The 25,327-nt window shown below is 73.0% G+C and carries 23 protein-coding genes and 2 pseudogenes; 9 read left to right on the top strand and 16 right to left on the bottom strand.

Going from position 1 to position 25,327, the window contains the following annotated elements:
* The first annotated feature begins 180 nt into the window (after positions 1-180).
* The gene (locus tag ABGB16_RS27240) at positions 181-1,029 is read left to right on the top strand and encodes a DUF4241 domain-containing protein (protein WP_347670938.1); all 849 of its coding nucleotides are present in this window, start codon (positions 181-183) and stop codon (positions 1,027-1,029) included.
* 11 nt (positions 1,030-1,040) lie between these two features.
* On the opposite strand, the gene ABGB16_RS27235 is transcribed toward ABGB16_RS27240, so the two are convergent.
* Entirely contained in the window at positions 1,041-1,187 is a 147-nt protein-coding gene (locus tag ABGB16_RS27235) for a hypothetical protein (RefSeq protein ID WP_347670937.1), read from the bottom strand.
* 217 nt (positions 1,188-1,404) lie between these two features.
* Here ABGB16_RS27235 and ABGB16_RS27230 point away from each other — a divergent pair, with 217 nt between their 5' ends.
* Complete coding sequence (locus ABGB16_RS27230) at positions 1,405-1,887, top strand: CAP domain-containing protein (RefSeq protein WP_347670936.1); 483 nt, start codon at positions 1,405-1,407, stop codon at positions 1,885-1,887.
* Between the two features lie 190 nt (positions 1,888-2,077).
* The gene (locus ABGB16_RS27225) at positions 2,078-2,323 is read left to right on the top strand and encodes a flavin reductase (RefSeq protein ID WP_347670935.1); all 246 of its coding nucleotides are present in this window, start codon (positions 2,078-2,080) and stop codon (positions 2,321-2,323) included.
* A 136-nt stretch (positions 2,324-2,459) separates the two neighbouring features.
* Here ABGB16_RS27225 and ABGB16_RS27220 read toward each other — a convergent pair whose 3' ends face one another.
* The 4 genes from ABGB16_RS27220 to ABGB16_RS27205 all read right to left on the bottom strand — a co-directional run bounded on the left by ABGB16_RS27220 (position 2,460) and on the right by ABGB16_RS27205 (position 8,411).
* Positions 2,460-5,855: a S8 family serine peptidase gene (locus tag ABGB16_RS27220; RefSeq protein ID WP_347670934.1), complete on the bottom strand. Its 3,396-nt coding sequence runs from the start codon at positions 5,853-5,855 to the stop codon at positions 2,460-2,462.
* 140 nt (positions 5,856-5,995) lie between these two features.
* Positions 5,996-6,643 carry a nucleoside/nucleotide kinase family protein gene (locus tag ABGB16_RS27215; protein ID WP_347670933.1) on the bottom strand — a complete coding sequence of 216 codons (648 nt, stop codon included), beginning with the start codon at positions 6,641-6,643 and terminating at the stop codon, positions 5,996-5,998.
* Positions 6,643-7,290 (bottom strand): SIMPL domain-containing protein, encoded by a 648-nt coding sequence (locus ABGB16_RS27210; RefSeq protein WP_347670932.1) that lies wholly within the window; start codon positions 7,288-7,290, stop codon positions 6,643-6,645. The genes ABGB16_RS27215 and ABGB16_RS27210 overlap by 1 nt, the downstream gene beginning before the upstream one ends.
* 62 nt (positions 7,291-7,352) lie before the next feature.
* On the bottom strand, positions 7,353-8,411 hold the full coding sequence (locus ABGB16_RS27205) for a prephenate dehydrogenase/arogenate dehydrogenase family protein (protein WP_347670931.1): 1,059 nt from the start codon (positions 8,409-8,411) through the stop codon (positions 7,353-7,355).
* Between the two features lie 220 nt (positions 8,412-8,631).
* Here ABGB16_RS27205 and ABGB16_RS27200 point away from each other — a divergent pair, with 220 nt between their 5' ends.
* From ABGB16_RS27200 to ABGB16_RS27190, 3 genes and pseudogenes are all read left to right on the top strand, one after another.
* Positions 8,632-8,964 (top strand): hypothetical protein, encoded by a 333-nt coding sequence (locus ABGB16_RS27200; RefSeq protein WP_347670930.1) that lies wholly within the window; start codon positions 8,632-8,634, stop codon positions 8,962-8,964.
* A gap of 56 nt (positions 8,965-9,020) precedes the next feature.
* A pseudogene (locus ABGB16_RS27195) lies at positions 9,021-9,485 on the top strand (M48 family metallopeptidase); the annotation flags it as partial.
* A gap of 133 nt (positions 9,486-9,618) precedes the next feature.
* Positions 9,619-10,461, top strand: coding sequence for a hypothetical protein (locus ABGB16_RS27190; RefSeq protein WP_347670929.1), 843 nt, complete (start codon positions 9,619-9,621; stop codon positions 10,459-10,461).
* Between the two features lie 60 nt (positions 10,462-10,521).
* Here the strand turns inward: ABGB16_RS27190 and dapC are convergent, their stop codons facing one another.
* The gene (gene dapC / locus ABGB16_RS27185) at positions 10,522-11,637 is read right to left on the bottom strand and encodes a succinyldiaminopimelate transaminase (protein WP_347670947.1); all 1,116 of its coding nucleotides are present in this window, start codon (positions 11,635-11,637) and stop codon (positions 10,522-10,524) included.
* Positions 11,634-11,960, bottom strand: coding sequence for a ferredoxin (gene fdxA / locus ABGB16_RS27180; protein WP_347670928.1), 327 nt, complete (start codon positions 11,958-11,960; stop codon positions 11,634-11,636). The genes dapC and fdxA overlap by 4 nt, the downstream gene beginning before the upstream one ends.
* Before the next feature lie 80 nt (positions 11,961-12,040).
* On the opposite strand from fdxA, the gene ABGB16_RS27175 reads away from it, so the two are divergent.
* Positions 12,041-12,997, top strand: coding sequence for a GNAT family N-acetyltransferase (locus tag ABGB16_RS27175; protein WP_347670927.1), 957 nt, complete (start codon positions 12,041-12,043; stop codon positions 12,995-12,997).
* 13 nt (positions 12,998-13,010) lie between these two features.
* On the opposite strand, the gene ABGB16_RS27170 is transcribed toward ABGB16_RS27175, so the two are convergent.
* From ABGB16_RS27170 to mshB, 3 genes are all read right to left on the bottom strand, one after another.
* Positions 13,011-13,475, bottom strand: coding sequence for a hypothetical protein (locus ABGB16_RS27170; RefSeq protein ID WP_347670926.1), 465 nt, complete (start codon positions 13,473-13,475; stop codon positions 13,011-13,013).
* 81 nt (positions 13,476-13,556) lie between these two features.
* Positions 13,557-13,994, bottom strand: a complete 438-nt coding sequence (locus ABGB16_RS27165) for a hypothetical protein (protein ID WP_347670946.1) — start codon at positions 13,992-13,994, stop codon at positions 13,557-13,559.
* Between the two features lie 17 nt (positions 13,995-14,011).
* A complete protein-coding gene (gene mshB, locus ABGB16_RS27160) occupies positions 14,012-14,938 on the bottom strand; it encodes an N-acetyl-1-D-myo-inositol-2-amino-2-deoxy-alpha-D-glucopyranoside deacetylase (RefSeq protein ID WP_347670925.1) in 927 nt (308 codons plus the stop codon).
* Positions 14,939-15,025: 87 nt separating this feature from the next.
* On the opposite strand from mshB, the gene ABGB16_RS27155 reads away from it, so the two are divergent.
* Positions 15,026-17,170: a prolyl oligopeptidase family serine peptidase gene (locus ABGB16_RS27155; RefSeq protein WP_347670924.1), complete on the top strand. Its 2,145-nt coding sequence runs from the start codon at positions 15,026-15,028 to the stop codon at positions 17,168-17,170.
* A 79-nt stretch (positions 17,171-17,249) separates the two neighbouring features.
* Here ABGB16_RS27155 and ABGB16_RS27150 read toward each other — a convergent pair whose 3' ends face one another.
* The 5 genes from ABGB16_RS27150 to ABGB16_RS27130 form a co-directional block, all read right to left on the bottom strand.
* Positions 17,250-18,992: an ABC transporter substrate-binding protein gene (locus tag ABGB16_RS27150; protein ID WP_347670923.1), complete on the bottom strand. Its 1,743-nt coding sequence runs from the start codon at positions 18,990-18,992 to the stop codon at positions 17,250-17,252.
* A gap of 121 nt (positions 18,993-19,113) precedes the next feature.
* Positions 19,114-20,100 (bottom strand): ABC transporter permease, encoded by a 987-nt coding sequence (locus ABGB16_RS27145; protein ID WP_347670922.1) that lies wholly within the window; start codon positions 20,098-20,100, stop codon positions 19,114-19,116.
* 10 nt (positions 20,101-20,110) lie between these two features.
* Positions 20,111-21,118: an ABC transporter permease gene (locus tag ABGB16_RS27140; RefSeq protein ID WP_347670921.1), complete on the bottom strand. Its 1,008-nt coding sequence runs from the start codon at positions 21,116-21,118 to the stop codon at positions 20,111-20,113.
* Entirely contained in the window at positions 21,115-22,128 is a 1,014-nt protein-coding gene (locus tag ABGB16_RS27135; RefSeq protein ID WP_347670920.1) for a dipeptide ABC transporter ATP-binding protein, read from the bottom strand. Before ABGB16_RS27135 ends, ABGB16_RS27140 begins: the two co-directional genes overlap by 4 nt.
* Before the next feature lie 170 nt (positions 22,129-22,298).
* A complete protein-coding gene (locus ABGB16_RS27130) occupies positions 22,299-23,354 on the bottom strand; it encodes an ABC transporter ATP-binding protein (protein ID WP_347670945.1) in 1,056 nt (351 codons plus the stop codon).
* 287 nt (positions 23,355-23,641) lie between these two features.
* Here ABGB16_RS27130 and ABGB16_RS27125 point away from each other — a divergent pair, with 287 nt between their 5' ends.
* A complete protein-coding gene (locus tag ABGB16_RS27125; RefSeq protein ID WP_347670919.1) occupies positions 23,642-24,190 on the top strand; it encodes a Uma2 family endonuclease in 549 nt (182 codons plus the stop codon).
* Between the two features lie 275 nt (positions 24,191-24,465).
* Here the strand turns inward: ABGB16_RS27125 and ABGB16_RS27120 are convergent.
* A pseudogene (locus ABGB16_RS27120) lies at positions 24,466-25,031 on the bottom strand (transposase); the annotation flags it as partial.
* Positions 25,032-25,327: the final 296 nt, after the last annotated feature.

Genomic DNA, 25,327 nt, shown 5'->3' with positions numbered 1-25,327 from the left:
CGGCGCGGGGGGTACGACAGCCGGCCCCGGCCGGTGTCAGGGTCGATGTCCGCGAGGGCTTGGGCGCGGCGCCAGGCGACCGGGGCGCGGCGGTCGGCGAGCTGGCTACGTGGTGCCTCATAATGTGGCGCTGAGGCGTCCATATCGGGTGCCGTGGTGAGACTCCCGAAGGAGCGTTCGATGCCGCTGTCGGCCCCAGACTTCGAACGGCTCTTTGTGCCCGGAACACGTCACACACTTCCCGGCGGCGACGTCGCTACTGTCCGGCTGCGGCAGGACGCCTCCCTGTGGTTGCCGTCCGGGTGGGTCGTCGCCGGCGAGCCCTTCATGTTCGGGGCTATGTCCGAGTCCGAGGACAGGTTTGTCCAGCAGGTGCCGCCGGGTCGGTATCCGCTGGTGCTGGTGCTCGCCGTGTTCGGCGAGCCGGGCGAGCAGGATGCGTACGAGGTGATCGCGGCGGCCCGGTTGGTGGTCCGGGACGAGCCCGCCGTCTCCTGGGAGATGGCGGTGTGTGCGGGCCAGGACGTCTCCGAACTGGGCGACGGCGAGTACTTCGGCTACCCGGTCGACGGCGGTACCGGCGGCTTCGTGGACGCGGCGAGCCTCGCGACGCTGGGCGAGAAGAACGACGGCTACTACTTCGACCGGCTGCTCATCAGCCTGGACATCCGCGACACCGATGCCACCGCACCCGCCACGCTGGCCGATGACGAGGACCGGCCCCTGCTGGTGGCGTTCTCCTCCGGTGACGGAGACGGGAACTACCCGACCTGGGTCGGGCGCACCGCTGACGGCGAGGTGGCCTGCTTCCTCACCGACTTTTTCATCCTGACCGACGCTAGTGACAGCGAGGATGATGAGCCACCCTCAGGCGACGCTCCGACGAGCGCCTCGGAGGACTCGACCATACCGCCGCGCCCTCCATATGCGACCATGCCACAGCCGCTGTCTCGATTGCCGAACACATCCTCCAAGATCGCCACCAGTCAGAACGTCCTGGCAACCCGGGCAAACATGCCTGGCAGCTGATCGTCGGCGGCTCAGGTCGAGCCCGCGTCAGGCGGGTCCAGGTCGAGCACCAGATCGCCGAGACGGCGGATGGTGTAGGTGATGTACGGGGTGATGGTGGCCAGGTCGTCGTGGTCGACCGGGTGGCCCTCGGCGGCCAGCGGAGCAGCCAGCCGCACGGCCCCGGACGACGGCGCAAGCGGGCCCCGTGGGGCCGCGCAGCCGCACTCCAACCTCAGTGGATCATCTACAAGCAGATCCGTGAGCAGCGACAGTCGAAGGGGACAAGACATGCCGAGGAGCAAAAAGCGTAAACGTCGGGACGGCTCAGTCGTGAATTTCCGGGGAGCCGCGAGTATGACGACGAGCGTGCCGCCACAGAGACGGTCTCATGAGGTGGACGAAGATGACGACTATTTCGTGGTGAGCTCCGGCCGGGCCGCGCACACTCGGTCTGCTCAGCCGGCAGTCAGAATTGGCCCTGACACCTACCGGACCCACCTCGAGAACACGGTGGTGCGCTTGACCAATCAAGCCAGAGCTAAGGCTGGCGTGCCCCCGCTGAAAATCAATGAACTGCTTCGCCAGGCGGCGCGCAGCCACAGCACCGACATGGCGCGGCGCGGCTTCTTCTCCCACAACGACCCAGATGGCGTTACGCCCTTCGACCGGATGCGGTCACACGGGTACGCCCAGCCCGCCGCAGAAAATATTGCCAAGGGTCAGCGGCAGCCGCACGAGGTGGTTCATTCCTGGCTGAACAGCCCTGGCCATCGCGCTAATCTACTAAATCCCGAATTCTCCGTTATTGGTGTCGGCTTACACCTCGACAGCGGCCCCTGGTGGACACAAAACTTCGGCTACCCGGCCCAGGCGTAATTTTCAGCCCCGAATCAACGGTAACGCTGGTCAACTGGTCGTCGGCACTAGCGGCCCCGCCATCCTGCGGGTCCAGCTCTGACCAGCGCTGCCGTTGGTTTTTCGCTGATTACGTAAACCGGGAGGCCTTCCTGTGGTTCCTGCCCCTCACCGACGACGAGGCGCGGGCGACGGCGCTGAGGCTACGGCGATGAGACCGTCCCGTCCACATCTCCCGATGCGCCCGCTGTGGCGGTGTCGCAACTGCGGCGCGGAGTGGCCCTGTCAACCGGCCCGGCTGTCCCTGCTCAGCGAGTACCGGGGCAACCGGACATCCCTGCTGATCTACCTCAGCGGGCTCATGGTCGAGGCCCGCGACCAGCTCGCCCAGCTCAGCTCCCAGCACATCCCCGACCTCACAGACCGGTTCATCACCTGGGCCAGGACCCGAAACTGAGCCCGGTGCGGACAGGCCCGGCCGCGACGAGGAGGCCGGGCCTGTCCGCACGGTCGCTCGGCGAACCGTGGCGCCGGGCGTACCAGCAGGGCGTCCCGGGCCCGGTGGGAGCGCCCCGCCGGGCCCGGACGCCGCGTCACCTCAGGCCGTACGCCTGGATGATCCGCGTGGTGACGGTGTTGCCGGCGGTGTCCCTCGCGGTCGCCCGCAGCGAGACGTGGCCGGCGCCGGCCGGGTGCCTGAGCGTCGCCGCCCAGCCGGAGCCCTTGCGGTGCAGCTCCGCCTTACGCCAGGTCCGGCCGCCGTCGTACGAGACGTCGACGGCCAGCGCGGCGACCTTCGCCGCCGGCGAGCCGGGCTGGCGCTCGACCGCCACGGGGACGACGAACGTCCGGCCCGCCGGGGCGCTGTTGTCGGCGCGCAGCGGCGGGGCGAAGCGCACCGCCATCGCCGGCTGCGCCGCGAAGTCGTCGCCGGAGACGTGCCGGGAGCGGAACGTCCAGGCGCCGGTGACCTCGGTGCTGAGGTCGGTGAAGTCACGCTTCGCCGAGACTTCCAGCCGGTAGTCCGCCGCGCCGGGCGGCACCTCGAACTCGCCGTACCCGGCGTACGGGCTCTCCCCGACCAGCTCGCCGTTGCGGTACAGCGCGGTCCGCTCGGGGTCGTTGAGCGACCCGCCCGGGTGTCCGGCCGCGTCGCTGTGCACGGGCAGGTCGACCACGATCGTGTCGCCGGCGCGGGTGATGCCCTCGTGCCCCCAGCGCCGCGCCGGGAAGGACGGCCCGTACGGCGCCACGCCCCACGTCTCGTGGGACGTCCGCCCGGCCCGGTACGCGGCTTGCGGGCTGATCAGCACGGCCTTCGGCTCCAGCCAGCCGTCGGCGTCCCGGGTGCCGTACATCATCTCGCTGCTCCACCGCACGCCGGTCGTGTTGTAGTGCTCCACCCGCCGGCCGGGCGCGGTGGGCAGGACCACGGCGGACCCGCCCGTGTTGTACTCGGGCTCGCCGAACACGACCCGCTCGGCCTCCAGCCCCGGGTACGCGTCCCGGAACGTGTGCACGACCGTGGCCAGGTCGCGGCTGCGGTAGTGCCGCTCGAAGCCGGTCGGCATCCGGCCGGGGAACGCCTCCAGCAGCGCGTACAGGTAGGGGCTGCTGGCCGCCTCCCGGTCGGCCCACTGGCTGCCGATCGTGCCGACGAACACCTCGGGCGTGCTGTCCGGGCCGAGCTGGCCGACGGCCAGCCCCTCGAAGCCGAAGCTCCACAGGCTGAAGCCGTAGATGCTCTGGTCGGCGCCGTAGAAGACCGAGCTGACGTCGACCAGCAGCGGGGTCGCGTCGCGCTGCGGCACGGTGGTCACGACCGGCTTGGCGGTACGGGCGTCCACGGTGAGCCGGAGCGGCCGGTCGACCACCAGCTCGGGCTGGCTGAGCGTGGTGGCGCCGGCGTACTCCCCGGCGTCGTCGAGCTGGAACAGGTAGCTGAACAGCCCGTACCGGCCCTTCGGGACGCGGACGGTGGCCGTGCCGTCGGCGTCGTGGACGTCGTGGGGGAACGCGAAGCCGTCCAGGGGGGCCAGGGACGTGTAGTGGTCGCCGGTGGGCGAGCCGCCGCGGTCGAGGTGGCTGATCGTGACGTCGTAGCTCTCCACCTCGCGGTGCACGGCGATCGGGGTGACCGCCACGGCCGTGCCGGACCGGGCCACGACCCGGCCGGTGTAGTAGCCGTCGGGGCCGTCGGCCCGGGTGTCCGCGGTGACCGTGGCCTGCGCCTCGCCGCCCGCGGGCACGGTGACCCGGGACGCGCCGAGCCGGAACGCCCCGGCCGGGGCGGGCTGGCCGTCCGGCCCGGTCGCCTCCACCGAGAGGTCGAGGGTGAGCGGAGCGGCACCGGAGTTGCGCCAGGTCACCGTGCGGGTGATCGGCTCGTCGTCGCCGTGCGGCCAGATCGTGCGGCCGAACGACACGCTCGCCGGGGCGCTGGTGACGCCCTGGGTGATCGCCCGGGCCAGGTCGATCCGGCCCGCGCCCTGCTGGTACGCGGTCTGCCCCGGGTGGGGCTTCGCCGCGGCCATCAGGGTCGCCTTGAGCGCGCCGGCCCGCCAGTCGGGGTGCTGCTGGGCGAGTAGCGCCACCGCGCCGGCGGCGTGCGGGGTGGCCATGGAGGTGCCGGAGAGGGTCATGTACCGCTCGCCGACGGGCGCGCCGAGGTCGCTGCCGGCCGCCCGGGCGGCGACGATCTCCACGCCCGGGGCGGTGACGTCCGGCTTGAGCGCGTCGTCGCCGACGCGCGGGCCGCGGCTGGAGAACCGGGCCAGCTCGTCGTCCCGGTCGACCGCGCCGACCGCCAGGGCGGCGTCGGCCGAGGCCGGGGAGCTGACCGAGCCGTCCGAGCCGTCGTTGCCCGCGGCGATGACGAAGAGGGCGCCGGTCTGCTCGGTGAGCGACTGCACCGCCTGCTCCAACGGGTCGACGTCCGGGCTGTCCGGCCCGCCGAGGCTCAGGTTGACCACCCTGGCGCGTTTCTCCACGGCGGCCCACTGCATGCCGGCCAGGATGGCCGACTCGGGGCAGCCGTAGACCTCGCACACCTTGCCGGACAGCAGGGTCGCGTCCGGGGCCACGCCCCGGTACTTCCCGCCCGACGCCGCACCGCTGCCGGCGATGATCGAGGCGACGTGCGTGCCGTGCCCGACGACGTCGCCCGGCTCCGCCTCCTCCGTGAAGTTGCGGGACTCCGCGAGCCGGCCGGCGAAGTCGGGATGGTCGCCGTCGACCCCGGTGTCCAGCACCGCGACCGTGACGCCGCTGCCGGTGAACCCGGCCGCGTGCGCGGCGGGCGCCCCGATCTGCGGCACGCTGTGGTCGAGCGTGATCTGGCGCCTGCCGTCCAGCCAGAGCCGGTCGACACCCCCCGCCATGTCGACCCGGGCTCCCGCCCGGCCGGTGGTCACCGCGCCCCAGAGCGCGTCGGCCCGGGCCTTGTCAGCGGTCACGGCCGCGCCGCCGATGGCCGGCAGGTCCCGGGTGACCCGAATGCCGTCGGTCGCGGCCACGGCCCGGCGGCCCTCCCCCGACCGGTACGACACCAGCAGCGGCAGGCTGTCCCGGTGGGTGTCGTCGTGGCCGGCCTCGACCAGCCCGGTGACGTCGAACAGCCGCCGGTCCACCCGGCCGGACCGCAGCAACGGCAGCGCGTCCTGGGGCAGCACGCTGACGTGCCCGTCGGTCCGCTGGACCAGGAACCGCAGCTTGTCCCGGCCGCCACCGGGACGGACGCTCACCGCGCCGGAGGCGGTGAGGGTGACCCTGTCGCCGGTGACCAGGGTGACGGTGGACGGACGGCCGGCCGCGGGTCCCGCCGGCGCGGCTCCCGGCGCGCGGGCGCCGGTTGCCGCCGGGGCCGGTCCGGCCGGGGCGGCGGCGGCCGGCACGGCGAGCGGTGCGGCGAGCACCAGGCCGAGGGCCAGGCCGAGGCCGAGGGGCTTTCTTCCTCTTCGATGCAACGGATCCTCCTCGTGGGGCGTCATCACTGACGAGAGGCGCACATTGACCAGAGAAGAATTGCATACTCGGTATGCATACGGAAGCACTCAAGGTGACGGATCTCGTACACAATGTCTTCCTCGCCGCCCCGGAGCGCGGGGCCGGGCGGCGGTCCCCCGGCCCGTCAGGCCGGCGGGGGCTCGGCCAGCCGGACCACCAGGTCGGCGCGGTCGGCCGTGCCGGCCACCAGGGTGGCGTTGGCCTCGTCGCTGCCCAGCGCCCAGGCCCGCGCCTGCTCGGGCGACCGCCCGTACGCCTCGTGCCGGGCCGTCAGCCGGCGCCGCCGCAGGTCGTCGTCCAGGTCGAGGAACCACGCCTCGTGCAGCAGGGCCCGCACCTCGTCCCAGGGATACTCCGCCAGGAGCAGGTAGTTGCCCTCGGTCACCACCAGCCGGACCTCCGGCGGCACCTCGATCGCCCCGGCGACGGGCTCCTCGATGTCCCGGCGGAACTCGGGCGCCCACACCGAGGTCGGCTCCGGGTAATGCAACCGGCGCAGCAGCGAGACGTACCCGACGACGTCGAAGGTGTCCACCGCGCCCTTGCGAGCGTCCCTGCCGAGGCGGCGCAGCTCCGCCTGGGCCAGGTGGAACCCGTCCATCGGCACCAGCCGCGCGGCCGGCCCCACCGCGGCGACGACGCGCTCGGCCAGGGTGGACTTGCCGGCTCCCGGGGCGCCGGCGATGCCGAGCAGTTGTCGGGGGCCGGCCGTGGCGAGGGCCCGGGCGCGGGCCACCAGTTCCTCGACGGGCAGCACCCGGGCGGCGGGCATCAGCTGAGGACCGGGGCGGTGATCGAGAAGCGGGCCTCCACCGCCGCCTGCACGGTCTGCGGGCGGGGGTCGAGCTCCAGCTCCGGCGGCCCGCCGGCCTGCATCCCGCCGCCGTACGCGGCGCGGGCCAGCATCGGCTGCGGGCCGCCCAGCGCGGTGTCGGCCAGCTCCAGCAGGCCCGTGACCCGGGCGCCCAGCGCCTCCGCGTACTCCCGGGCACGGACCAGCGCGTCGGCGATCGCGGCGTGCCGCGCCTCCCGGTACGCCGGGCTGTCCGGGCGCAGCGCCCACCAGGGGCCGGCGACCTCGACCTGGTCCTGGTCGGCCAGCCGCAGCATCAGCTCGCCCAGCGCGGTGAAGTCGCTCAGGGTCACGGTCGTGGCGACGCTGCCGTGCCAGGCCACCACCCGCTCGCCGGAGCGCCGCGTCTGCGGCCACACCCGCAGGTCGCCGGTCTCCCGGCGCTCCACGGCCGGCTCGGCGGAGTCGAGCAGCACCCGCACCGCGGCGGCCCGCTCGGCGAGCCGGGTCAGGGTCGTCTCCCGGTCCCGGTCCCGGGCGGTCGCGGTCACCATGAACCGGGCCAGCTCGGGGGGCACCTCCCGATGCGCCTCGCCGCGTACGGTCACGACCGGTCCGTCCACCATGCCCTCACCCTAACGAAGGAACGGCCCCTTATTGACGCCTCGGGTGTGGAAGGATTCCCGTCTCACGCCTCGGGGCCGACGGGGACGTGCCCGGCGGCGCCGGCCGCGTCCGGCTCCGGGACGTGCCCGGTGTAGGCGACCTCGCCGTCCGCCACCCGGCACGCCGTCAGGTAGCCGCCGGCCGAGCCGAGGGACAGCAGGTACTCCAGCTCGTCGTCGGCCTCGGCGCCGAGCGCGAAGCTCCGCGCGGCGGGGCGCGTCGTCCGGCCGAGCAGGGCCAGCCGCAGCCCGCGGGCCCGCTGGTAGTGCGCCACGAGGGCGTCCGCGTCGCCGGCCCGCAGCGCGGCGGCGAGCTCGTCGAGGAACGCGGTCACCCGGCCCAACTGCGCGAGGACCTGCTCGCGGTTGTTCAGCAGCATGTCCGCCGTCCGCCTGGCCGGGGTGCCGGCGACCCGGGTGCCGTCGCGGAAGCTGCCGGCGGCCAGCCCCAGCACGGCGTCCCGCAGCTCGGTGCCGGCCACCGCGCCGGCCAGGCTGCCCGCCAGCAGGTGCGGGATGTGCGAGGCGAGCGCCGCCGCCGCGTCGTGCACGTCCGCCGACATCGGCACGATGCGCGCGGCGAAGACGTCGATGACGAGGGCGGCGAGCGTACGGAACCCCGCCATCCCCGCCGCCGAGGGGCAGAGCACCCATGCCGCCCCGTCGAAGAGGGTGGGGACGGCGGCGGTCAGCCCGGCCCGCTCGGTGCCGGCCATCGGGTGCCCGGGGACGAACCGGTCGGTCAGCCCGTACGCCGCCGCGTGGCCGGCGACCGCGCCCTTCGTGCTGCCCACGTCGGTGACCACGCACCCGGGCCGGGTGTGCCGGGTCACGGTGCGCAGCGTCTCCGGCAGGGTCGACAGCGGACCGCAGAGGAACACCACGTCCCGGTCGCGGACGGCGTCGGCCAGTTCCTCGGGGAAGTTCACGCCCCGGGCCCGCCCCTCGACGCGGGTGGCCTCGTCCGGGTCCCAGCCGACGACGTCCGTCCCGTGCTCGTGCAGGCGCAGCAGCACCGAGCCGCCGATGAGCCCGGTGCCCACCACCGCGACCCGCGGGGCGCGGCCCGGCCTGTCCACCATCGGCGTACCTCGGGGTCTCGGTCGACACATGTCGGGTTCGCCCCGACCCGGGCACCGAGGATATCGCCTGGTCGCCCGGTGCCGGCGGTGGGCACCCCGGCGCCGCCGGGGATCCCGGGCGCCACGACCCGGAAGGGGGTTGTCGGGCGCAAGGTCCACCCCGTACGGTCCCTGCGCCGCCCACCACGTCGGTGGGCCTGACGGGGGAGGGGAAGAACCCATGGCCGCGACGTACCGGGCGCTCGCCTCGGTGCTCATGCTCATCGGCTTCTACGTCGTCGCGCTGCTCCAGCTCGCCGGCGTCGTCGCCTTCGGCTTCTGGATCCACCAGTGGGCCAGCGGGCTGGTCACCGCGAAGTTGATCATCCCGCTGCTGGTCGCGCTCGGCGCCGTACTGGTGGGGCTGTGGAAGGCCATGCGCACCAGGAGCGAGCCCGCACCCGGCCTGATCCTCGACGAGCGCGAGGCGCCGCAGCTCTGGGCCACGGTCCGCGAACTGGCCGCCGCGGTCGGCACCCGCGCCCCGGACGAGATCCGGCTGGTGCCCGAGTGAACGCCGCCGTCGCCGAGCAGAGCCGCCTGCTCGGCCTGATCGGCGGCCGGCGGACCATGTACGTCGGCCTGCCGCTGCTCCAGGCGATGCGGGTCGACCAGCTCCGCTCCGTGCTGGCGCACGAGCTGGGCCACTACTCGGGCCGGCACACCCGGCTCGGCGGGGTGGCGTACCGGGGCCGGCTGGCGATCGGCGAGACCATCGGACGGATCGGCCGGCGCAACCCGGTCGGGCTGGTCTTCCGCGGCTACGCGAAGCTCTACCTGCTGGTGGACAACGCCGCGTCGCGCCGCCAGGAGCTGGAGGCCGACCGGGCCTCGGTGGCGCTGGCCGGCCGGGATGCCGCGACGTCCGCGCTGCGCACCCTGCCGGCGCTCGGCGCCGCCTGGTCGTTCTACATGCGCCGGTACGTCGAGCCGGGCTGGTCGGCCGGGCTGGCCCCGGACGACCTGTTCGGTGGCTTCGCGCGGCTGCTCGCCGCCCGCCGGGACGAGATCGCCCAGTTGCGGGAGAACGCGCCGGACGACGAGCCGTCCCGCTGGGACACCCACCCGCCGATCGGCGTACGGGTGGCCGCGATGGCCGGGGGCGGCAGCGACCGACGACCGGCCGGCGGCGGGCCTGCTGGCCGACATCGACGCGGCGGGACGGTCGTTGCAGTCGATCGTGGTGGCGCACGAGGGCCGCCAGCTCCTGCCCTGGCCCGAGTTCATCGCAGCGGCGGTCGCGGCCGGGGTGCAGCGCCAGGCCGACACCGTCTACCGGGCCGCCGGCCGGTTCACCGGCGCCGCCGAGCCCGGCCTGCCCACGGTGCTGGACCTGGTCCGGGCCGACCGGCTGGGCGAGTTCGCCGAGCAGTTCTTCGACGGCGCCACCCGCGAGGAGGCGGCGGCCCGGTTCGCCGGGCCGATGGAGTCGCTGCTGGACAACGCCGCGGTGCGCTCCGGGCGGGCGCACTGGCAGCTGTCCTGGTCCGGCCCGGCCCGTCTGGTCGGCCCGGACGGCGAGCCGTGGGATCTCGCCGAGATCGCCAAGCTGGCGGTCGACCCCCGGACCCTGGACGAGGCGCTGACCCGCCTCGCCGAGCTGGGCGTGGACCCGGCCGGCGCGACGGTGGTGCAGCGGCGGGTCTCCGGGCGGGACGCCGACCTGATCGGCGCGCTCGCCAACATCAAGGTGGACGGGACCGAACACGACCTGCTGATCCTGGACCGGGGGCTGCCGCTGGTCGCCGACCCGGGCAAGGCGAGCCAGGGCGAGAAGCGGCTGCGCGCCCTGGTCGAGTCGGTGCCCGTGGCCGAGCTGGCGAGCCGGCACGCGTTCCTGCCGTACGAGGAGGTGACCTCGGTGACGGTCAAGCGGCAGGTGCCGCTGAAGGCGGAGCTGACCCTGCACGGCGGGCGGACGGTGGCCCTCCAGGAGCTGTACTCCAGCGAGCTGCTGGAGAAGCGCAGCCGGGACACCCTGCTCGCGGTCTTCGAGCGGATCAACGCCTGACGCCTCGGGTGCCCCGGCCGGCGCGGCCGGGGCACCCGGAAGGCGGACAGCAGGGTCGGGTCAGGGTTGGGCGAGCCGCCCGGGGACCGCCGCGACGTGCGCGTCGGACGCGGTCAGCGCCACCCGGACGTGCTGGGCGCCGCCCGGGCCGTAGAGGGCGCCGGCGGCGACCAGGATGCCCCGGCGGGCCAACCAGTCGACCGTACGCCAGCAGTCCTCGCCCCGGGTCAGCCACAGGTAGAGCCCGGCCTCGGAGTGCTCCAGCGTGAAGCCGGCCCCGGTGAACGCGGCCAGCAGCCGCTCCCGCCGGGCCCGGTAGCGTTCCCGCTGCGCGTCCGCGTGCCCCTCGTCGGCGAGCGCGGCGATCATCGCCGCCTGCACCGGGGCGGGGACGATCATGCCGGCGTGCTTGCGCACCTTCAGCAGCTCGGCGACCAGGGCCGGGTCGCCCGCGACGAAGCCGGCCCGGTAGCCGGCCAGGTTGGACCGCTTGGACAGCGAGTGCACCGCCAGCACGCCGTCGTACGACCCGCCGCAGACCTCGGGGGCGAGCACCGAGACCGGCCGGGCCTCGGCCGACCAGCCCAGCGGCAGGTAGCACTCGTCGCTGGCCACCACGGCGCCCCGCTCCCGGGCCCAGTCGACCACCTTGCGCAGGTGGTTGACCGGCAGCACCCGCCCGGTCGGGTTGCCGGGCGAGTTCACCCACACGAGCCGGACCCGGGGATCGGGGCCGAGCGCGGTCAGCGAGTCGGTGCGTACGGTGGTGGCGCCGGCGAGCCGCGCCCCGTCCTCGTAGGTCGGGTAGCAGACCGACGGCACCACGACGACGTCACCGGGGCCGAGGCCGAGCAGGGTGGGCAGCCAGGCCACCAGCTCCTTGGAGCCGATGGTGGGCAGCACGCCGAGGCCGTCGACGCCCGTGCCGCAGGCCCGGGCGACCCAGGCCGCGATGGCGTCCCGCAGGGCGGGCGTGCCGGCGGTCAGCGGGTAGCCGGGAGCGTCGGACGCCGCCGCCAGCGCCTGCCGGATCACCGGGGGCACCGGATCGACGGGCGTGCCGATCGAGAGGTTGATCAGACCGTCCGGGTGCGCCGCGGCCACAGCGGCCGCGGCGTCCAGGGTGTCCCAGGTGAACTCGGGCAGCCGCGACGAGACCGGCGCGGGCCGGTTCAGTGGCCCTCTCCGCGCGGCGGCTGGGCCGCGACGAACGTCGCGTCCTTCTCCACCTTGCCGAGCTTCGACGCGCCGCCGGGCGAGCCCAGGTCCTCGAAGAACTCGTAGTTGGCCCCGGTGTAGTCCTTCCACTGCTCCGGGACGTCGTCCTCGTAGAAGATCGCCTCGACCGGGCAGACCGGCTCACAGGCACCGCAGTCGACGCACTCGTCGGGGTGGATGTAGAGCATCCGGTTTCCCTCGTAGATGCAGTCGACCGGGCATTCCTCGATGCATGCCTTGTCGAGCACATCCACGCAGGGCTCGGCGATGATGTATGTCACCGGTCTTCTCCTCCGCAAGACACGTCGCGATCACCCGCGACCGGTAAGAGCCTAGTATCTCGCCGGGGAGGGGGTCGATCGTGCTCCGACAGCAGGATGTGGGACATCGGATCGTGGTCCGGCGGATTGTGGGGATTCACGAAGGCCGGCCGCTCTTCACCGACGCCCTGGGCGAACTGGTCGAGCTGAATGAGACCCACATCACACTGGTGACCGAGCAGGGTCGGCTGCGGGTGCCGGTCGGGGAGGTGCACCGGGCCAAGCGGGTGCCGGCGGCCCGGCGGCCGACGGCGTCCGCGGTGGTGGCACTGGAGCTCGCCGCCGACGAGGCGTGGCCCGCCCCCGTCCGGGACCGGCTCGGCGACTGGCTGCTGCGCGCGGCCGACGGCTGGACGGGCCGGGCGAACTCCGTGCTGCCCGTCGGCGACCCGGACCGGCCGCTGCCCGCCGCGCTGGACGCCGTCGAGCGCTGGTACGCCGAGCGCGGGCAGCCCGCCATGGTGAACACGCCGCTGCCGCTCGCCGCGCCGGTCGGCGCCGAACTGGACGCACGCGGCTGGTCCGGCCGGCCGCCCGTGCTGGTGCAGACCATCGCGCTCGCCGCGCTGCCGCCCGCCCCGCCGGAACGCGCCGGCCTGCCGCCGGTCGAGCTGGCCGCCGCGCCGTCGGACGACTGGCTCGCGGTCGCGGCCGGCCGCAAGGGCGGCCTGCCCGACGCCGCCCGGCACGTGCTCACCGCCGTGGACCAGCTCCGCTTCGCGCAGGTGTACGCCGACGGCGAGCTGCTCGCCGTCGGCCGCGGCAGCGTCACCGGCGCGGGACGCTGGCTCGGCCTGACCCTGATCGAGGTGCTGCCGCACGCCCGCAGGCAGGGCCTGGCCACCCGGGTGCTGCGTGCCCTGACCGACTGGGGCGCCGCGCTGGGGGCGACCCACGCCTTCCTCCAGGTCGAGCAGCGCAACACCGCCGCCGTGGCGCTCTACCGGTCGCTGGGCTTCACCACCCACCACACGTACGTGACGAGGGTGCAGCCCTGAGGCCGGCGGGCCGTCAGCGACGGACGGGGCGGCGGGGCCTGGACGTCTTGAACTCCGCGTAGCGCTGGAGCTGCACGGAGCGGTGGTCGCGACCGAGCGTGGTCAGGGTGAGGAAGCCGACCAGGATGCCGGCCGCGGCGGCCGCCAGGTACAGCCAGACCTGGAGGAAGAACGTGCCCGCCCCGTTGCCGAACGGGTTCGCCCCGACCAGCAACGGCCCGACGAGGATCGTGAGCAGCAGCGCGATCCCCACAGCGGCGGCCGTGTCACCGGCCCAGCGGGAGACCGGGTGGTCCTGCCCCCAGCGGAACGCGGTAACGGCGAGGATCGCCCCGATCGCGAGGAACATGCCCCACGTGACCCGGTCGGCGGCGCTGTCGTTGCCGTCGAAGCCGAGCTTGATGACCACCCGGGCGACCACGTTGACCGCGAACAGCGAACCCGCGAGCACGCCGACCGCCCGCCACCGACCCTTCATCGCACGCCTCCCGCCGCACCGCCCGCCCCACGACGGGCGCTCCTGGCACGAATGTCTACCACTGCGAGCCGAGCGGCGTCATCACCCGTCGCGGCGAACCGGCGGCGGGGCGAGCACCTGCCGGAAGCCCATCACCGCGAACGTCATGGCCCCGGCGACGATCATCGCCAGGCCGACCCAGTTCTCCCCGGAGAGCAGCAGGTCCCCTTCGTGGGTCCGCACGGCCGCCGCGCCCATCAGCACGAACCACGGCGTCGCGGGCAGCGCCACCGCCCACCGGCGGCCGACCGCCGCGTGGGCGAACCAGGCCAGCGCGACGTTGGCGAGCACGGCCACCGCCACCGACACGCCGATCAGGTGGCCGGCCACCCGGACGGTGGACAGGATCAGCTCCAGCAGGCCGGTGGCCACCGCGGCGACCACGGCCACCACCCCGCCGGAGGCCCGCAGGGCCACGTCCAGCAGCGGCCGGGATCCGCGCGGCGCGGGCGGGGGGGCTTCCGGTGGGACGACCGACATCGGCGCGGCGGGCAGGGTCACCGGACGCCGGCCGCCGCGACCGGGGTACGACCGGGATCGCCGTCGAGGACGAGCCCGGCGAAGAGGTCCTCCTCCCAGCCGTACGGGCCGACGCCCGGCCCCTTCTCCCCCACCGCCAGGGTGAAGTACTCCACCCCCATGAACTCGGCGCCGAAGTTCCCGGCGATCGAGTAGAGCCACGAGGCGGCCGGGATCTGAGTGGCGTGCGCCCGCATCGCCGCCTCCTTCGCGGCGTGCCGGTCGGTGGCGTCGATCCGGGCGGCGATCTCCGGGTCCGGAGTGCCGAACGGCAGCTCGTCGGCGTTCTCGATGCCGGCGAAGGGGTTGTCCGACGACTCGGCGAAGTGCGTCAGGCCGGCCTCCAGGACGCTGCGCGGCATCGCTGTCCAGTAGACCTTGGCCGGGGCGATCCCCTCGACGGCGGCCAGCTCGACCGCCCGCATCGCCACCCGGTGCGCCTGGATGTGGTCGGGGTGGCCGTAGAAGCCGTTGGGGTCGTAGGTGACGAGCACCTGCGGGCGTACCTCCCGCAGGATCTCCAGCAGGTACCCGGCGGCCTCGTCGAGGTCCGCCTGCCAGAAGGCCCGGGGGTGCTCGTTGGTGGCGAGCCCCATCATCCCCGAGTCGCGGTAGCGGCCCGCCCCGCCGAGGAACCGGTGGTCGGTCACGCCGAGCGCGGCGCAGGCCGCGGCCAGCTCGCCGATCCGGTACCCGCCGAGCTGGTCGGCCTCGGCGGCGACCAGCTGGGCCAGCTCCGGCACATGGATCTCGCCCTCCTCGCCGAGGGTGCAGGTCACCAGCGTGACGTGGGCGCCGAGGGCGGCGTAGTGCGCCATCGTCGCGCCGGTGCCGATGGACTCGTCGTCGGGGTGCGCATGGACCAGCAGGAGGCGGCGGTCGGGCAGCGTCGTCACGACGGTCACTCTAACCGGCGGTTCACCCCCCACCGTCCCCGACGCGTCCCCACAGGTCGGCCACATCATCCCCGGCGCCGCTCTACGATCCGACGTGTGGACTTTCCGGAGCTGGCCGCCCGTACCCACCGGTTCAGCCACGGGGCGCCGCGCGCCGTCTCCGTGGCCGACGACGGCTCGCGGGTGACGTTCCTGCGCTCGGCCGGCCCCGAGGATCCCGCCGACGCGCTCTGGCTGCTCGACACGGCCACCGGCGAGGAGCGGCTCGTCGCGGAGCCCCGCGCCCTGCTCGGCGCCGACGCCGACCCGGCCGCGCTCTCCCCCGGCGAGCGGGCGCTGCGCGAACGGCTGCGCCTCAGCGCCGCCGGCATCGGCTCGTACGCCCTCGACGCGGCCGGGCGGGTCGCCGTCTTCGCGCTGGCCGGGCGGCTGTTCCGGGCCGACCTGGTGCACGGCGACGTGGTCGAGGTGGCGGCCGTCGGGCCGGTGCTCGACCCGCGGCCCGACCCGACCGGCGAACGGCTCGCGTACGTCACGGACGCGGCCGACGGGGTGCGCCGGGGCGAGCTGCGGGTGGTGGCGCCCGACGGGACCGACACCATGCTGGCCGGCGAGGACGGCGGGGTGACCTGGGGCCTGCCCGAGCACATCGCGGCCGAGGAGTTCCACCGGTACCGGGGCTACTGGTGGGCCCCGGACGGGCGCTCGGTGCTGGCCGCCCGGGTCGACGAGTCCCGGCTGCCGCGCTGGCACCTGCACGACCCGGCGGACCCGGCGAGCCCGCCGGCCACCGTCGCGTACCCCGTGGCCGGCGGGCCGAACGCGGAGGTGAGCCTGCACCTGCTCGACCTCGACGGCGGCTGGGTCGACGTGCACTGGGACCGGGAGACCTACCCGTACCTGACCTCGGTCGACTGGGCCGACGGCAACCCGCTGATCACCGTGCTGCGCCGGTCCCAGCAGCACGGCCTGGTGCTCGCGGTGGACCCGCGCACCGGCGAGACGCAGGTGCACGCCGAGCTGGCCGACCCGCGCTGGGTGGAGCCGATCCCCGGCACCCCGGCGCACCTGCCGGACGGTCGGGTGCTGGTCGGCGGCGAGCTGGCCCACGACGGGTACGACGCCCGGTGCCTGTTCGCCGACGGCACCCTGCTCACCCCGCCCTCGCTGTACGTGCGCCGGGTGGTGGGCCGGCTGCCCGCCGGCGGCGGCCCGGCGGACCTGCTGGTGGAGGCGAGCGAGGGCGAGCCGAGCCAGCGGCACCTGTACCGCGTGCGGACGCTGATCGGCGCAGGCGTGGACGCCCGGCGGATGAGCGGCACCCCGGGCTGGCACACCGCGGCGGTGGGCGGCGACACGCTCGTGGTCGGCACCGCCTCGCTGGACCAGGCGGGCACGACCTGGTCGGTGTGGCGGGGCGACCGGGAGGTGGCGCAGCTCCGCTCGTTCGCGGCGGCCCCGCCGTACGCGCCCCGGCCGCTGATGGTGCGGGTCACCGACCGGCGGCTGCCCAGCGCGGTGCTCTACCCGACCCACCACGTCAAGGGCACCCGGCTGCCGGTGCTGCTGGACGTGTACGGCGGGCCGGGGCACCAGGAGGTGACGGCCGCCCGGTCGGCGTGGCTGGAGCGGCAGTGGTGGGCCGAGAACGGCTTCGCGGTGGTGACGGTCGACAACCGGGGCACCCCCGGGATCGCCCCGTCCTTCGAGAAGGCGGTGCACCGGCGGGTGGCCGACGTGGTGCTGCTCGACCAGATCGACGCGCTGACCGCCCTGGCCGGCAAGCATCCCGACCTGGACCTCGGCCGGGTCGGCGTCCGGGGTTGGTCGTTCGGTGGCTGGCTGGCCGGGCTGGCGGTGCTGCGCCACCCGGAGCTGTTCCGGTGCGGGATCGTCGGCGCCCCGGTCACCGACTGGGCGTTGTACGACACGGCGTACACCGAGCGCTACCTCGGGATGCCGGAGGAGGGGGCGGACGTCTACGCGCACCACTCGCTGGTGGAGCTGGCCGCCGAGCCGCCCGTGTCGGGCGAGCCGGCCCGGCCGTTGCTGCTGGTGCACGGGCTGGTCGACGACAACGTGGTGGCCGCGCACACGCTACGGCTGTCGGCGGCGCTGCTGGTGGCCGGCCGGCCGCACTCGGTGCTCCCGCTGACCGGCGCCACCCACATGGCGGCGGGCGGCCTCGCCGAGCGCCTGCTCAAGCTGGAGCTGGACTTCCTGCGCACGCACCTCGCCTGACACGGCAAGACCCCCTCGCACCGCGTTGTGCGAGGGGGCCCGGCCCGCGCCCGAGGGCGCGGACGTCACCGCGGAACGGTCACTGCTTGACGTACGCGTTCACGAAGGACGGGTAGCCGAAGACGCTGGAGATGAAGATCCCGCCGACCTTGGACCCGTGCACGTTGTAGGCCACGTCGACGAAGAGCGGCACCACCGGGGCGTGCTCCTTCATGATCCGCTCGTCGAGCTTGGCCCACTCCGGCCCCTGCTTCGCCGGCTCCAGGGCGAGGATCCGGTCGAACTCGGCGTTGATCGCCGGGTCGTTGAAGTACGACGAGTTGCTGTTGCCCTCGGCCTTGATGGTGCGGCCGTCGTAGAGCACCGGCAGGATCGACGCGCCGCTCGGCCAGTCCGCCGCCCAGTTGCCGATGTACAGGTCCCAGGGGTTGTCCTTCTTCTTGACCTCGTCGAGCTTCGAGTCGTCCGGGATGTTCCTGACCGTGATCTTGAAGCCGGCGCGCTCCAGGTTGGCCTTGAGCTGGGTGCCCATCTGCTGCTCGGTCGTGTTGTCCGCGACGCCGAGGACCAGCTCCGGGGTCTGGCCGCCGAGCAGCTCCTTGGCCTTGTCGATGTTGCCGGTCGCCCCGGCCGGGTACGCGTCGTACGCCTGGTAGCCGATGGTGGCCGGCGGCATCAGGGTGGTCAGCGGCTGGGCCACGGTCTGGCCGCCGAGCGCCTTGACCAGGCCCTCGCGGTCGATGGCGTAGTTCAACGCCTGCCGGATCTTCAGGTCGGTGACCCGCTGGTTGTTGATGAGGAGCTGGTTGGCGCTCGGGGTCGGGGACAGCAGCGTCCGCGACTTCAGCGCCGCGTCCTGCGCCACCCGGGCGACAAGCGACGCCGGCACGGCGTTGAAGGCGATCGCGGCCTGGTCCGCGCCGTTGTCGGCGATCACCCGGTTGTTCGCCGCGTCGGCCGTCGGGCCGAAGCTCCACACGATCTGGTCCGGGTACTGGTGGCGCACCGCGTCGGTGTTCGGGTCCCAGTGCGGGTTGCGGTCCAGGGTGAGCTGCACGCCGGCCTGGTTCCTCGCGACCTTGTACGGGCCGGAGGAGAACGGGTGCTGGTCCAGGTTGACCCCGGTGTCCTTGTCGGCCTTCAGCGGCGCGGTGGTCGGCAGCGAGACCGCGAACGGCAGGTCACAGCGGGGCTTGGCGAACTCGAAGCGCAGGGTCTTGTCGTCCGGGGTGGTCAGGCCCGGGGGCAGGGAGCCCTTGTTCTTCTTGAAGTCCCACTTGGTGTCGAACTGCGGGGTGTCGGCCAGCCACTCCTGCACGTAGGTCGGGCCGCCGGCGAGGTCCGGGTCGAAGGACCGGGCGATGCCGTACGCGATCTCCTTGGCGGTGATCGGGCTGCCGTCCTCGAACTTCACCCCGTCCTTGATCTTGAATTCCCAGACCTTGCAGTCGTTGTTGACGTTGGTGCCCGGCGTCTCGGCCAGGTCGCCGACGAGGACCAGGCCGCCCTTGCCGTCGTCCTTCCAGGTGGTCAGGTAGCGGGCGAACAGCGGGCTGGTCATCAGGCCGGCGAACGAGTACGTCCGCTGCGGGTCCAGGTGGGAGATCGGGGTCTCCCGGATGATGGTGAGGGTGCCGCCCTTCTGCGCGCCGGCCACCTCGGCCGCCGGCCCCTTCGAGTCCTTCGGGTCGGTGGCGATCACCCCCGTCGCCTGCCGGTTGGTGTCCACCGTGGTGCCCTCGCCCGTGTTCTCCGAGCACGCACCCAACGCCACAACCAGAGCGATCGCGCCGCCTGCGGCGGCCGCCACGCGTGGTCGCATCTTTTACCTCCTCCACCCAGGTGCCGCCGGGCGGAAACGCCGACGTCCCGAGGATCGTAAAGAAGAAAACCTGCAAGTTGTGTAACAGTTGGCGATAACTTTCATCACCGGCGCAGGCTGGTCAGCGCAGCCGCACCCGGGGGTCGATCGCGGCGTACAGCAGGTCCACCACGATGTTCGCCACCACCACGAAGACCGCGGCGATGAGCACGGTGGCCATGATGGTGGGCAGGTCCCCGGCGCGCACCGCGTCCACGGCCGTACGCCCCAGGCCCTGGATGCCGAACGTCGTCTCGGTGATCACCGTGCCGCCCAGCGCGCCGCCGACGTCCAGCCCGGCGATGGTCACCACCGGGGTGATCGCCGCGCGCAGCGCGTGCCGGCCGTACACCTTGGGTTTGCTCAGGCCCTTGGCCCGCGCCGTGCGGACGAAGTCCTCCGACAGCGTCTCCAGCATCTGCGCCCGCGACAGCCGGGCGTAGATGGCGGAGAAGAGGAACGCCAGCGCGACCCACGCGAGCACGAGGCCGCTCGCCCACTTGAGCGGGTTGTCGAACAGCGAGGTGTAGCTCGGCACCGGCAGCAGCCGCAGGTTGTAGACGAACACCAGCAGCAGCACCGCGCCGACGAAGTAGAGCTGCAGCGACGCCCCGGTCAGCGAGAAGCCGATGGCCAGCCGGTCCAGCCACGTGCCCCGGCGCAGCGCCGAGACCATGCCCAGGCCGACGCCGAGCAGCAGCCACAGGATCGCCGCCGGGATGACGATGCTCAGCGTCACCGGCAGCACCCGGGCGATCGTGTCGCTGACCGCCTCGTTGCTCACGTACGACCAGCCCAGGCAGGGCGCGTCGCACCGACCGCCCTGGGCGCTGCCCAGGTCCCGGCCGGTGACGATGCCCTTCATGTAGCCGGCGTACTGGGTGACCAGCGGGTCGCGCAGGCCCAACTCCTGGCGGACCCGCTCCAGCCGCTCCGGGTTGCAGTTCTTCGGGCACATGCCGCTGACCGGATCGCGGGGCAGGGCGAAGAACATCAGGAAGCTCAGGACGCTGACCGCGAACAGGGTGAGCGTGGCGGACAGCAGCCGCTTGACCAGGAACCGCGCCATGGGTACTCCCCTACCGGGACGACTTCGGGTCGAGCGCGTCGCGCAGCGCGTCGCCGAAGAGGTTGAAGGCGAACACGAGCGCGAAGATCGTGATGCCGGGGAAGAAGACGTACGCCGGGTCCGTCTGGAGGTAGTCCAGGCTGCGGTAGATCATCCGGCCGAAGCTGGGCGTCGCGTCGGTGAGGCCGACCCCGATGAACGACAGGGCCGCCTCGCTGGTGATGAACTGCGGCACCGCCAGCGAGAACGACACCAGGATCGGCGCCCAGATGTTCGGCAGGAGCTGCCGGAACAGCATGTGCCCCAGCCCGGCGCCGCTGGCCCGGGCGGCCTCCACGAACTCCCGCTCCCGCAGCGCGATGACCTGCCCGCGTACGAGCCGGGCCGTGCTGGTCCAGTTGAACAGCGCGAAGATGGCGATGAGCACGCCGATCTGGAACGCGGGCGGCACCTCCTCCCGCTGGCCGTAGAAGCGCAGCGCGACGGTCGGGGTGATCGCCAGCGCGATGATCAGGAACGGCATGGCCAGGGTCAGGTCGGTGATCCAGTTGACCACCGCGTCGAGCCAGCCGCCCAGGTAGCCGGCGAGGGTGCCGAGCACGATGCCGATGGCCGCGGTGATCACCGCGGCGGTGAACGCGATGAACAGCGACGTGCGCAGGCCGTGGACCATCCGGATGAAGATGTCCCGGCCCAGGCCCGGCTCCAGCCCGAACCAGTGCTCGCCCGTGACGCCCCCGGCGTAGCCGAGCGGCATGCCGAAGCCGTCAAGCCGGTTCTGGAACTGCTCCCGCGGGCCGACGCCGTACAGCGCCTCGATCAACGGGGCGGCCAGCGCCACCAGTACGAAGAACGCCAGCATGCCGGCGCTGATCATCGCCGTCCGGTCCCGGCGCAGCCGGGCCCAGGCGAGCTGGCCGGGCGACCGCCCGACGAAGCCCTTCGCCTTCGGGTCGGCGCCGTCGCCGGAGGACTCGATCTCCGCCAGCGCCACGCCCTCGATCGGGGACAGGCTCACCTCGTCACCTCCTCGGCGCCGACGCCGACCGCATCCAGTTCCGGGAAGTGGCAGGCGGTGTGCTGGCCGCCGGTCACGCGCGGTTCCAGGGCCGGCTCCTCGTTCGCGCAGACGTCCTGCGCCTTCCAGCAGCGGGTGCGGAACCGGCAGCCCGACGGCGGGTTCAGGGGGGTCGGCACGTCGCCGGCGAGCCGGATCCGGCCGCCCGGGCCGAGCGCGGTCACGTCCGGGATCGCCGACAGCAGCGCCCGGGTGTACGGGTGCTGCGGCCGCTCGTAGATGTCCTCCCGGTCGCCGATCTCCACGATCTTGCCGAGGTACATCACCGCGACCCGCTGGCAGAAGTGCCGCACCACGGCCAGGTCGTGGGCGATGAAGACGAACGCCAGCCCCAGCTCGCGCTGCAGGTCGCGGAGCAGGTTGATCACCTGCGCCTGGATCGAGACGTCCAGGGCGGAGACGGGCTCGTCGGCGACGATCAGCTTCGGCCGCAGCGCCAGCGCCCGGGCGATGCCGATGCGCTGCCGCTGCCCGCCGGAGAACTCGTGCGGGTAGCGGTTGTAGTGCTCGGGGTTGAGGCCGACCAGCTCCAGCAGCTCCTGCACCCGCTTCTTCACCCCGCCGGGCGGGTCGATGCCGTTGACCTGCAACGGCATCGCCACGATCCGGCCCACCGTGTGGCGGGGGTTCAGCGAGGCGTACGGGTCCTGGAAGATGATCTGCAGGTCCTGCCGCAGCGGGCGCAGCTCGCGCCGCCCGGCGTGGGTGATGTCGCGGCCGGCGAACTCGATCCGCCCGGCGGTCGGCTCCAGCAGCCGCACCAGCATCCGGCCGGTCGTGGTCTTGCCGCAGCCGGACTCCCCGACCAGGCCGAGCGTCTCGCCGGGGCGTACCTCGAAGTCCAGGCCGTCGACGGCGCGCACCACACCCTTGGTGCGGAACCCGTCGCGCACCGGGAAGTGCTTGGTCAGCCCGCTGACCTTCAGCAACGGCTCGGTCTCACTGCTCACTGCGCCCGCCTTGTTCGCGACTGCGGGACTCCGCTTCGCTGCATTCCTCGCGCTCACGGGAGCCCGCCTTGTTCGCGACTGCGGGACTCCGCTTCGCTGCATTCCTCGCGCTCACGGGAGCCCACCTTCGTTCGCGACTGCGGGACTCCGCTTCGCTGCATTCCTCGCGCTCACCGGGCCACCCCCACGTGTGCGACGTCCTCCCGGTACAGCCGGGTGCGCTCCTCGGCGGGCAGGTGGCAGGCGACCAGGTGGCCCGCCTCGCCGGCCGGGCGCAGCACCGGCACCTCCGTCCGCGAGCGGTCGCCGTTGCGGTCGGCGTAGCGGCAGCGGGGGTGGAACGCGCACCCCGGCGGAAGGTTGATCAGGCTGGGCGGGTTGCCGGTGATGGGCACCAGGTCCGTGTCGGCGTCGCCGTGCAGGGACGGCACGCTGGAGAGCAGACCCCAGGTGTACGGATGCTGCGGCCGCCGGAGCACCTGCTCCACGCTGCCGTGCTCGACGGCCCGGCCGCCGTACATCACCAGCACCTCGTCGGCGACCTGGCTGACCACGCCGAGGTCGTGGGTGATCATGATGATCGCGGAGTGGAACTCGCTCTGCAGGTCGGCGAGCAGGTCCAGGATCTGCGCCTGCACGGTGACGTCCAGCGCGGTGGTCGGCTCGTCGGCGATCAGCAGGTCCGGGTCGTTGACCAGGGCCATCGCGATCATCGCCCGCTGCCGCATGCCGCCGGAGAACTCGTGGGGGTACTGGTCGTACCGCTTCGCCGGCTGCGGGATGCCGACCCGGCCGAGCATGTCCACGGCCCGCTGCCGGGCCTCCCGCCGGCCGGCCCGCGGGTGGTGCACCCGGTACGCCTCGGCGATCTGCCGGCCCACCGTGTAGTACGGGTGCAGCGCCGACAGCGGGTCCTGGAAGATCATCGCCATGTCCCGGCCGCGCAGCCGGCGTACCTCCTCCTCGGGCAGGCCGACGAGCTGTCGGCCGCCGACGGAGATCTCGCCGGTGATGGTCGTGCGCTTGGTGTTGTGCAGGCCGAGGATCGCCAGCGAGGTGACGCTCTTGCCCGAGCCGGACTCGCCGACGATGCCGAGGGTGCGCCCCCGCTCGACGGCGAAGGAGACCCCGTCGACCGCGCGGACCGTGCCGTCCTCGGTGTCGAAGCGCACCCGCAGTTCGCTCACCCGCAGGTACGGACCGTCGCCCTCCCGCTGCTCCGGCACGCTCTGGCGGTCGTCCGGTTGGCCGGACGGCGCCGGTGCAGGCTTGTCCACGACCGCCTCCCTCAGTGACGAAGTGAAGAGAACTTACAACACATCACTGAGGGCGAAAATAAGCTACAAGCCGGGCGGCTGTCAGCGTACCTCAGGGTAACGACTCGACAACGCCGTCACTACCCCTGAACTGGGCCCTCCGACCACCCCGACATCCACCACACGACGCACGCCGGGTGCGACGATGGTGGTCGCTGCCACGGGAGGATTCCCGCCGGCACGAGGTGGAGGTGACCATGACCGCGGCGGTGTTCGACCACGACGGACCGTGGACGGAAGAGGAGTACCTGGCCCTCGGCGAGACGTCTCAGCGGGTCGAACTCTTCGACGGGAGCCTCCACGTGACCCCAGCGCCCACCCCACGGCACCAGAACATCTCCGGCGAGCTGCGGGCAGCGCTCCGCACACCGGTCCGCCAGGCCGGGCTGCGCGTGCTCGAGGCCGTGAACGTTCGGCTGAAGCCTGGTCGCATTCCCATCCCCGACCTCGTGATCACCGAAGAGATCGACTTCGACGAACTGAACATCGAGGCACGCGACGTGCGGCTGGTCTGCGAGATCATCTCGCCGAGCAACGCGGCTACGGACAAGGTCCTCAAGATGCACTACTACGCCGCGGCGGGCATCGAGTGGTACCTGCTCGTGGAGCAGGAGAACGGCACTTTGCACCTGTACCAGCGCCAGGGCCGGCATTACGTCGAGCGGTCGGTGACCAAGGCCGGCGAGGTGCTGGAGTTGACCGAGCCGGTGCGGGCCAGCATCCGCCCGGAGGATCTCGTCCCCTGACTGGAACCAGCGATGCGCAAGCTCGGCTGGTTCAGGGCCGAGCGAGCTGGTGCCCTGAGTGACTTGATCTTTCGGCTGGCTTGGTGACCGAGTCTGCGCCGGTAGTGGGACCGTCGGGCTCGGGCTTGGGATGTTCGTCGCCAGACCGACCAGTGCAGAGTGTGCTCTGGCAGTAGCGCCACGGCGAGGACGAGGGCGTTGAGGAGTCGGCGGATCTCGGCGACGGTCAACGCAATGATCTCCGGGTCGATGTCAGGCTGCTGGGTGGCGGCGGGGATGGTCAGGGCAGCCAGGGCGAGCATGGCCAGGGTGATGAACCGGTGCCAGCAGGTCCAGCCGCGGACCTGGTAGTGGTCCAGGCCGACCTGGCCCTCACCGGTCTGGAACAGCTCCTCGATGCTCCAGCGGGAGTCGGCCACGGTCACGAGGGTGTGCAACTGCCACTCGGCGGTGGGGATCCGCTCGGCGACCCGTCAACGCGGATCAGGGTGCGGCCGTCGTTGACGTGCACGCGTCGGTCGCAGCCGACCGCGAGGACGTAGCCGATGCGGCGCTGTTCGAGGTCGGCGCGTAGGCCGGGGTCGGCGCCGTAGACCTGGTCGCCGGTCACCCAACCGACCGGGACACCGGCGTCCAGGGCGGCGGCGATCATCTGCCAGGCCAGGGCAGGCTTCGTAGCGAACCCGACGTCGTGCGAAACGCCGGCGGCGGTGAGGCGGTCGGGCAGGTAGAGCCTGCGGTCGATCAGCGCCCGACCCGCGGGTGCCACGTAGGCCAGGAACACCCCGACCTGGCTGTTCTCGATCCGGCCGGCGGTGCCTGTGTACTGCCGTCCCACACCGCCGTACGCAACAGCCGCTGCATCGCCCGCGGATCGCAGTGCCCCGCCCGTTCAGCAAGGGTCAAGATGATCTACCTACATCGAACCCCTCTCCGCGCTCGTGGCGCGCTTGAACATCAAGCTAAGCATGGGCGCAGGATGTCGCGGTGCCGGCGTGTCGCAAGGTAACTGAGCCTTTCCGCGTAACGGTGTGAGTGCGGCGGGTAGCGGTGCTGGTGGCCGGTGCGGACACGCCCGGACCCGTTGTGGTGCAAGGGAAAGACGCAGAACCCCGGTATGAAGTGGTCCTCTCACAG

It is taken from the genome of Micromonospora sp. B11E3, from assembly GCF_039871625.1.
GTDB lineage: Bacteria > Actinomycetota > Actinomycetes > Mycobacteriales > Micromonosporaceae > Micromonospora.
This window is presented reverse-complemented; position numbering and strand designations above follow the sequence as displayed.

What these genes read in the sequence shown, in the direction of transcription:
- ABGB16_RS27200 (WP_347670930.1), top strand. Translation starts at nt 8,632, where the DNA reads ATGGCCGCGACGTACCGGGCGCTCGCCTCGGTGCTCATGCTCATCGGC.
- ABGB16_RS27150 (WP_347670923.1), bottom strand. Translation starts at nt 18,992, where the DNA reads ATGCGACCACGCGTGGCGGCCGCCGCAGGCGGCGCGATCGCTCTGGTT.
- ABGB16_RS27145 (WP_347670922.1), bottom strand. Translation starts at nt 20,100, where the DNA reads ATGGCGCGGTTCCTGGTCAAGCGGCTGCTGTCCGCCACGCTCACCCTG.
- ABGB16_RS27220 (WP_347670934.1), bottom strand. Translation starts at nt 5,855, where the DNA reads ATGACGCCCCACGAGGAGGATCCGTTGCATCGAAGAGGAAGAAAGCCC.
- ABGB16_RS27210 (WP_347670932.1), bottom strand. Translation starts at nt 7,290, where the DNA reads ATGGTGGACGGACCGGTCGTGACCGTACGCGGCGAGGCGCATCGGGAG.
- ABGB16_RS27170 (WP_347670926.1), bottom strand. Translation starts at nt 13,475, where the DNA reads ATGAAGGGTCGGTGGCGGGCGGTCGGCGTGCTCGCGGGTTCGCTGTTC.
- ABGB16_RS27125 (WP_347670919.1), top strand. Translation starts at nt 23,642, where the DNA reads ATGACCGCGGCGGTGTTCGACCACGACGGACCGTGGACGGAAGAGGAG.
- ABGB16_RS27215 (WP_347670933.1), bottom strand. Translation starts at nt 6,643, where the DNA reads ATGCCCGCCGCCCGGGTGCTGCCCGTCGAGGAACTGGTGGCCCGCGCC.
- ABGB16_RS27240 (WP_347670938.1), top strand. Translation starts at nt 181, where the DNA reads ATGCCGCTGTCGGCCCCAGACTTCGAACGGCTCTTTGTGCCCGGAACA.
- ABGB16_RS27205 (WP_347670931.1), bottom strand. Translation starts at nt 8,411, where the DNA reads ATGGTGGACAGGCCGGGCCGCGCCCCGCGGGTCGCGGTGGTGGGCACC.
- ABGB16_RS27165 (WP_347670946.1), bottom strand. Translation starts at nt 13,994, where the DNA reads ATGTCGGTCGTCCCACCGGAAGCCCCCCCGCCCGCGCCGCGCGGATCC.
- ABGB16_RS27225 (WP_347670935.1), top strand. Translation starts at nt 2,078, where the DNA reads ATGAGACCGTCCCGTCCACATCTCCCGATGCGCCCGCTGTGGCGGTGT.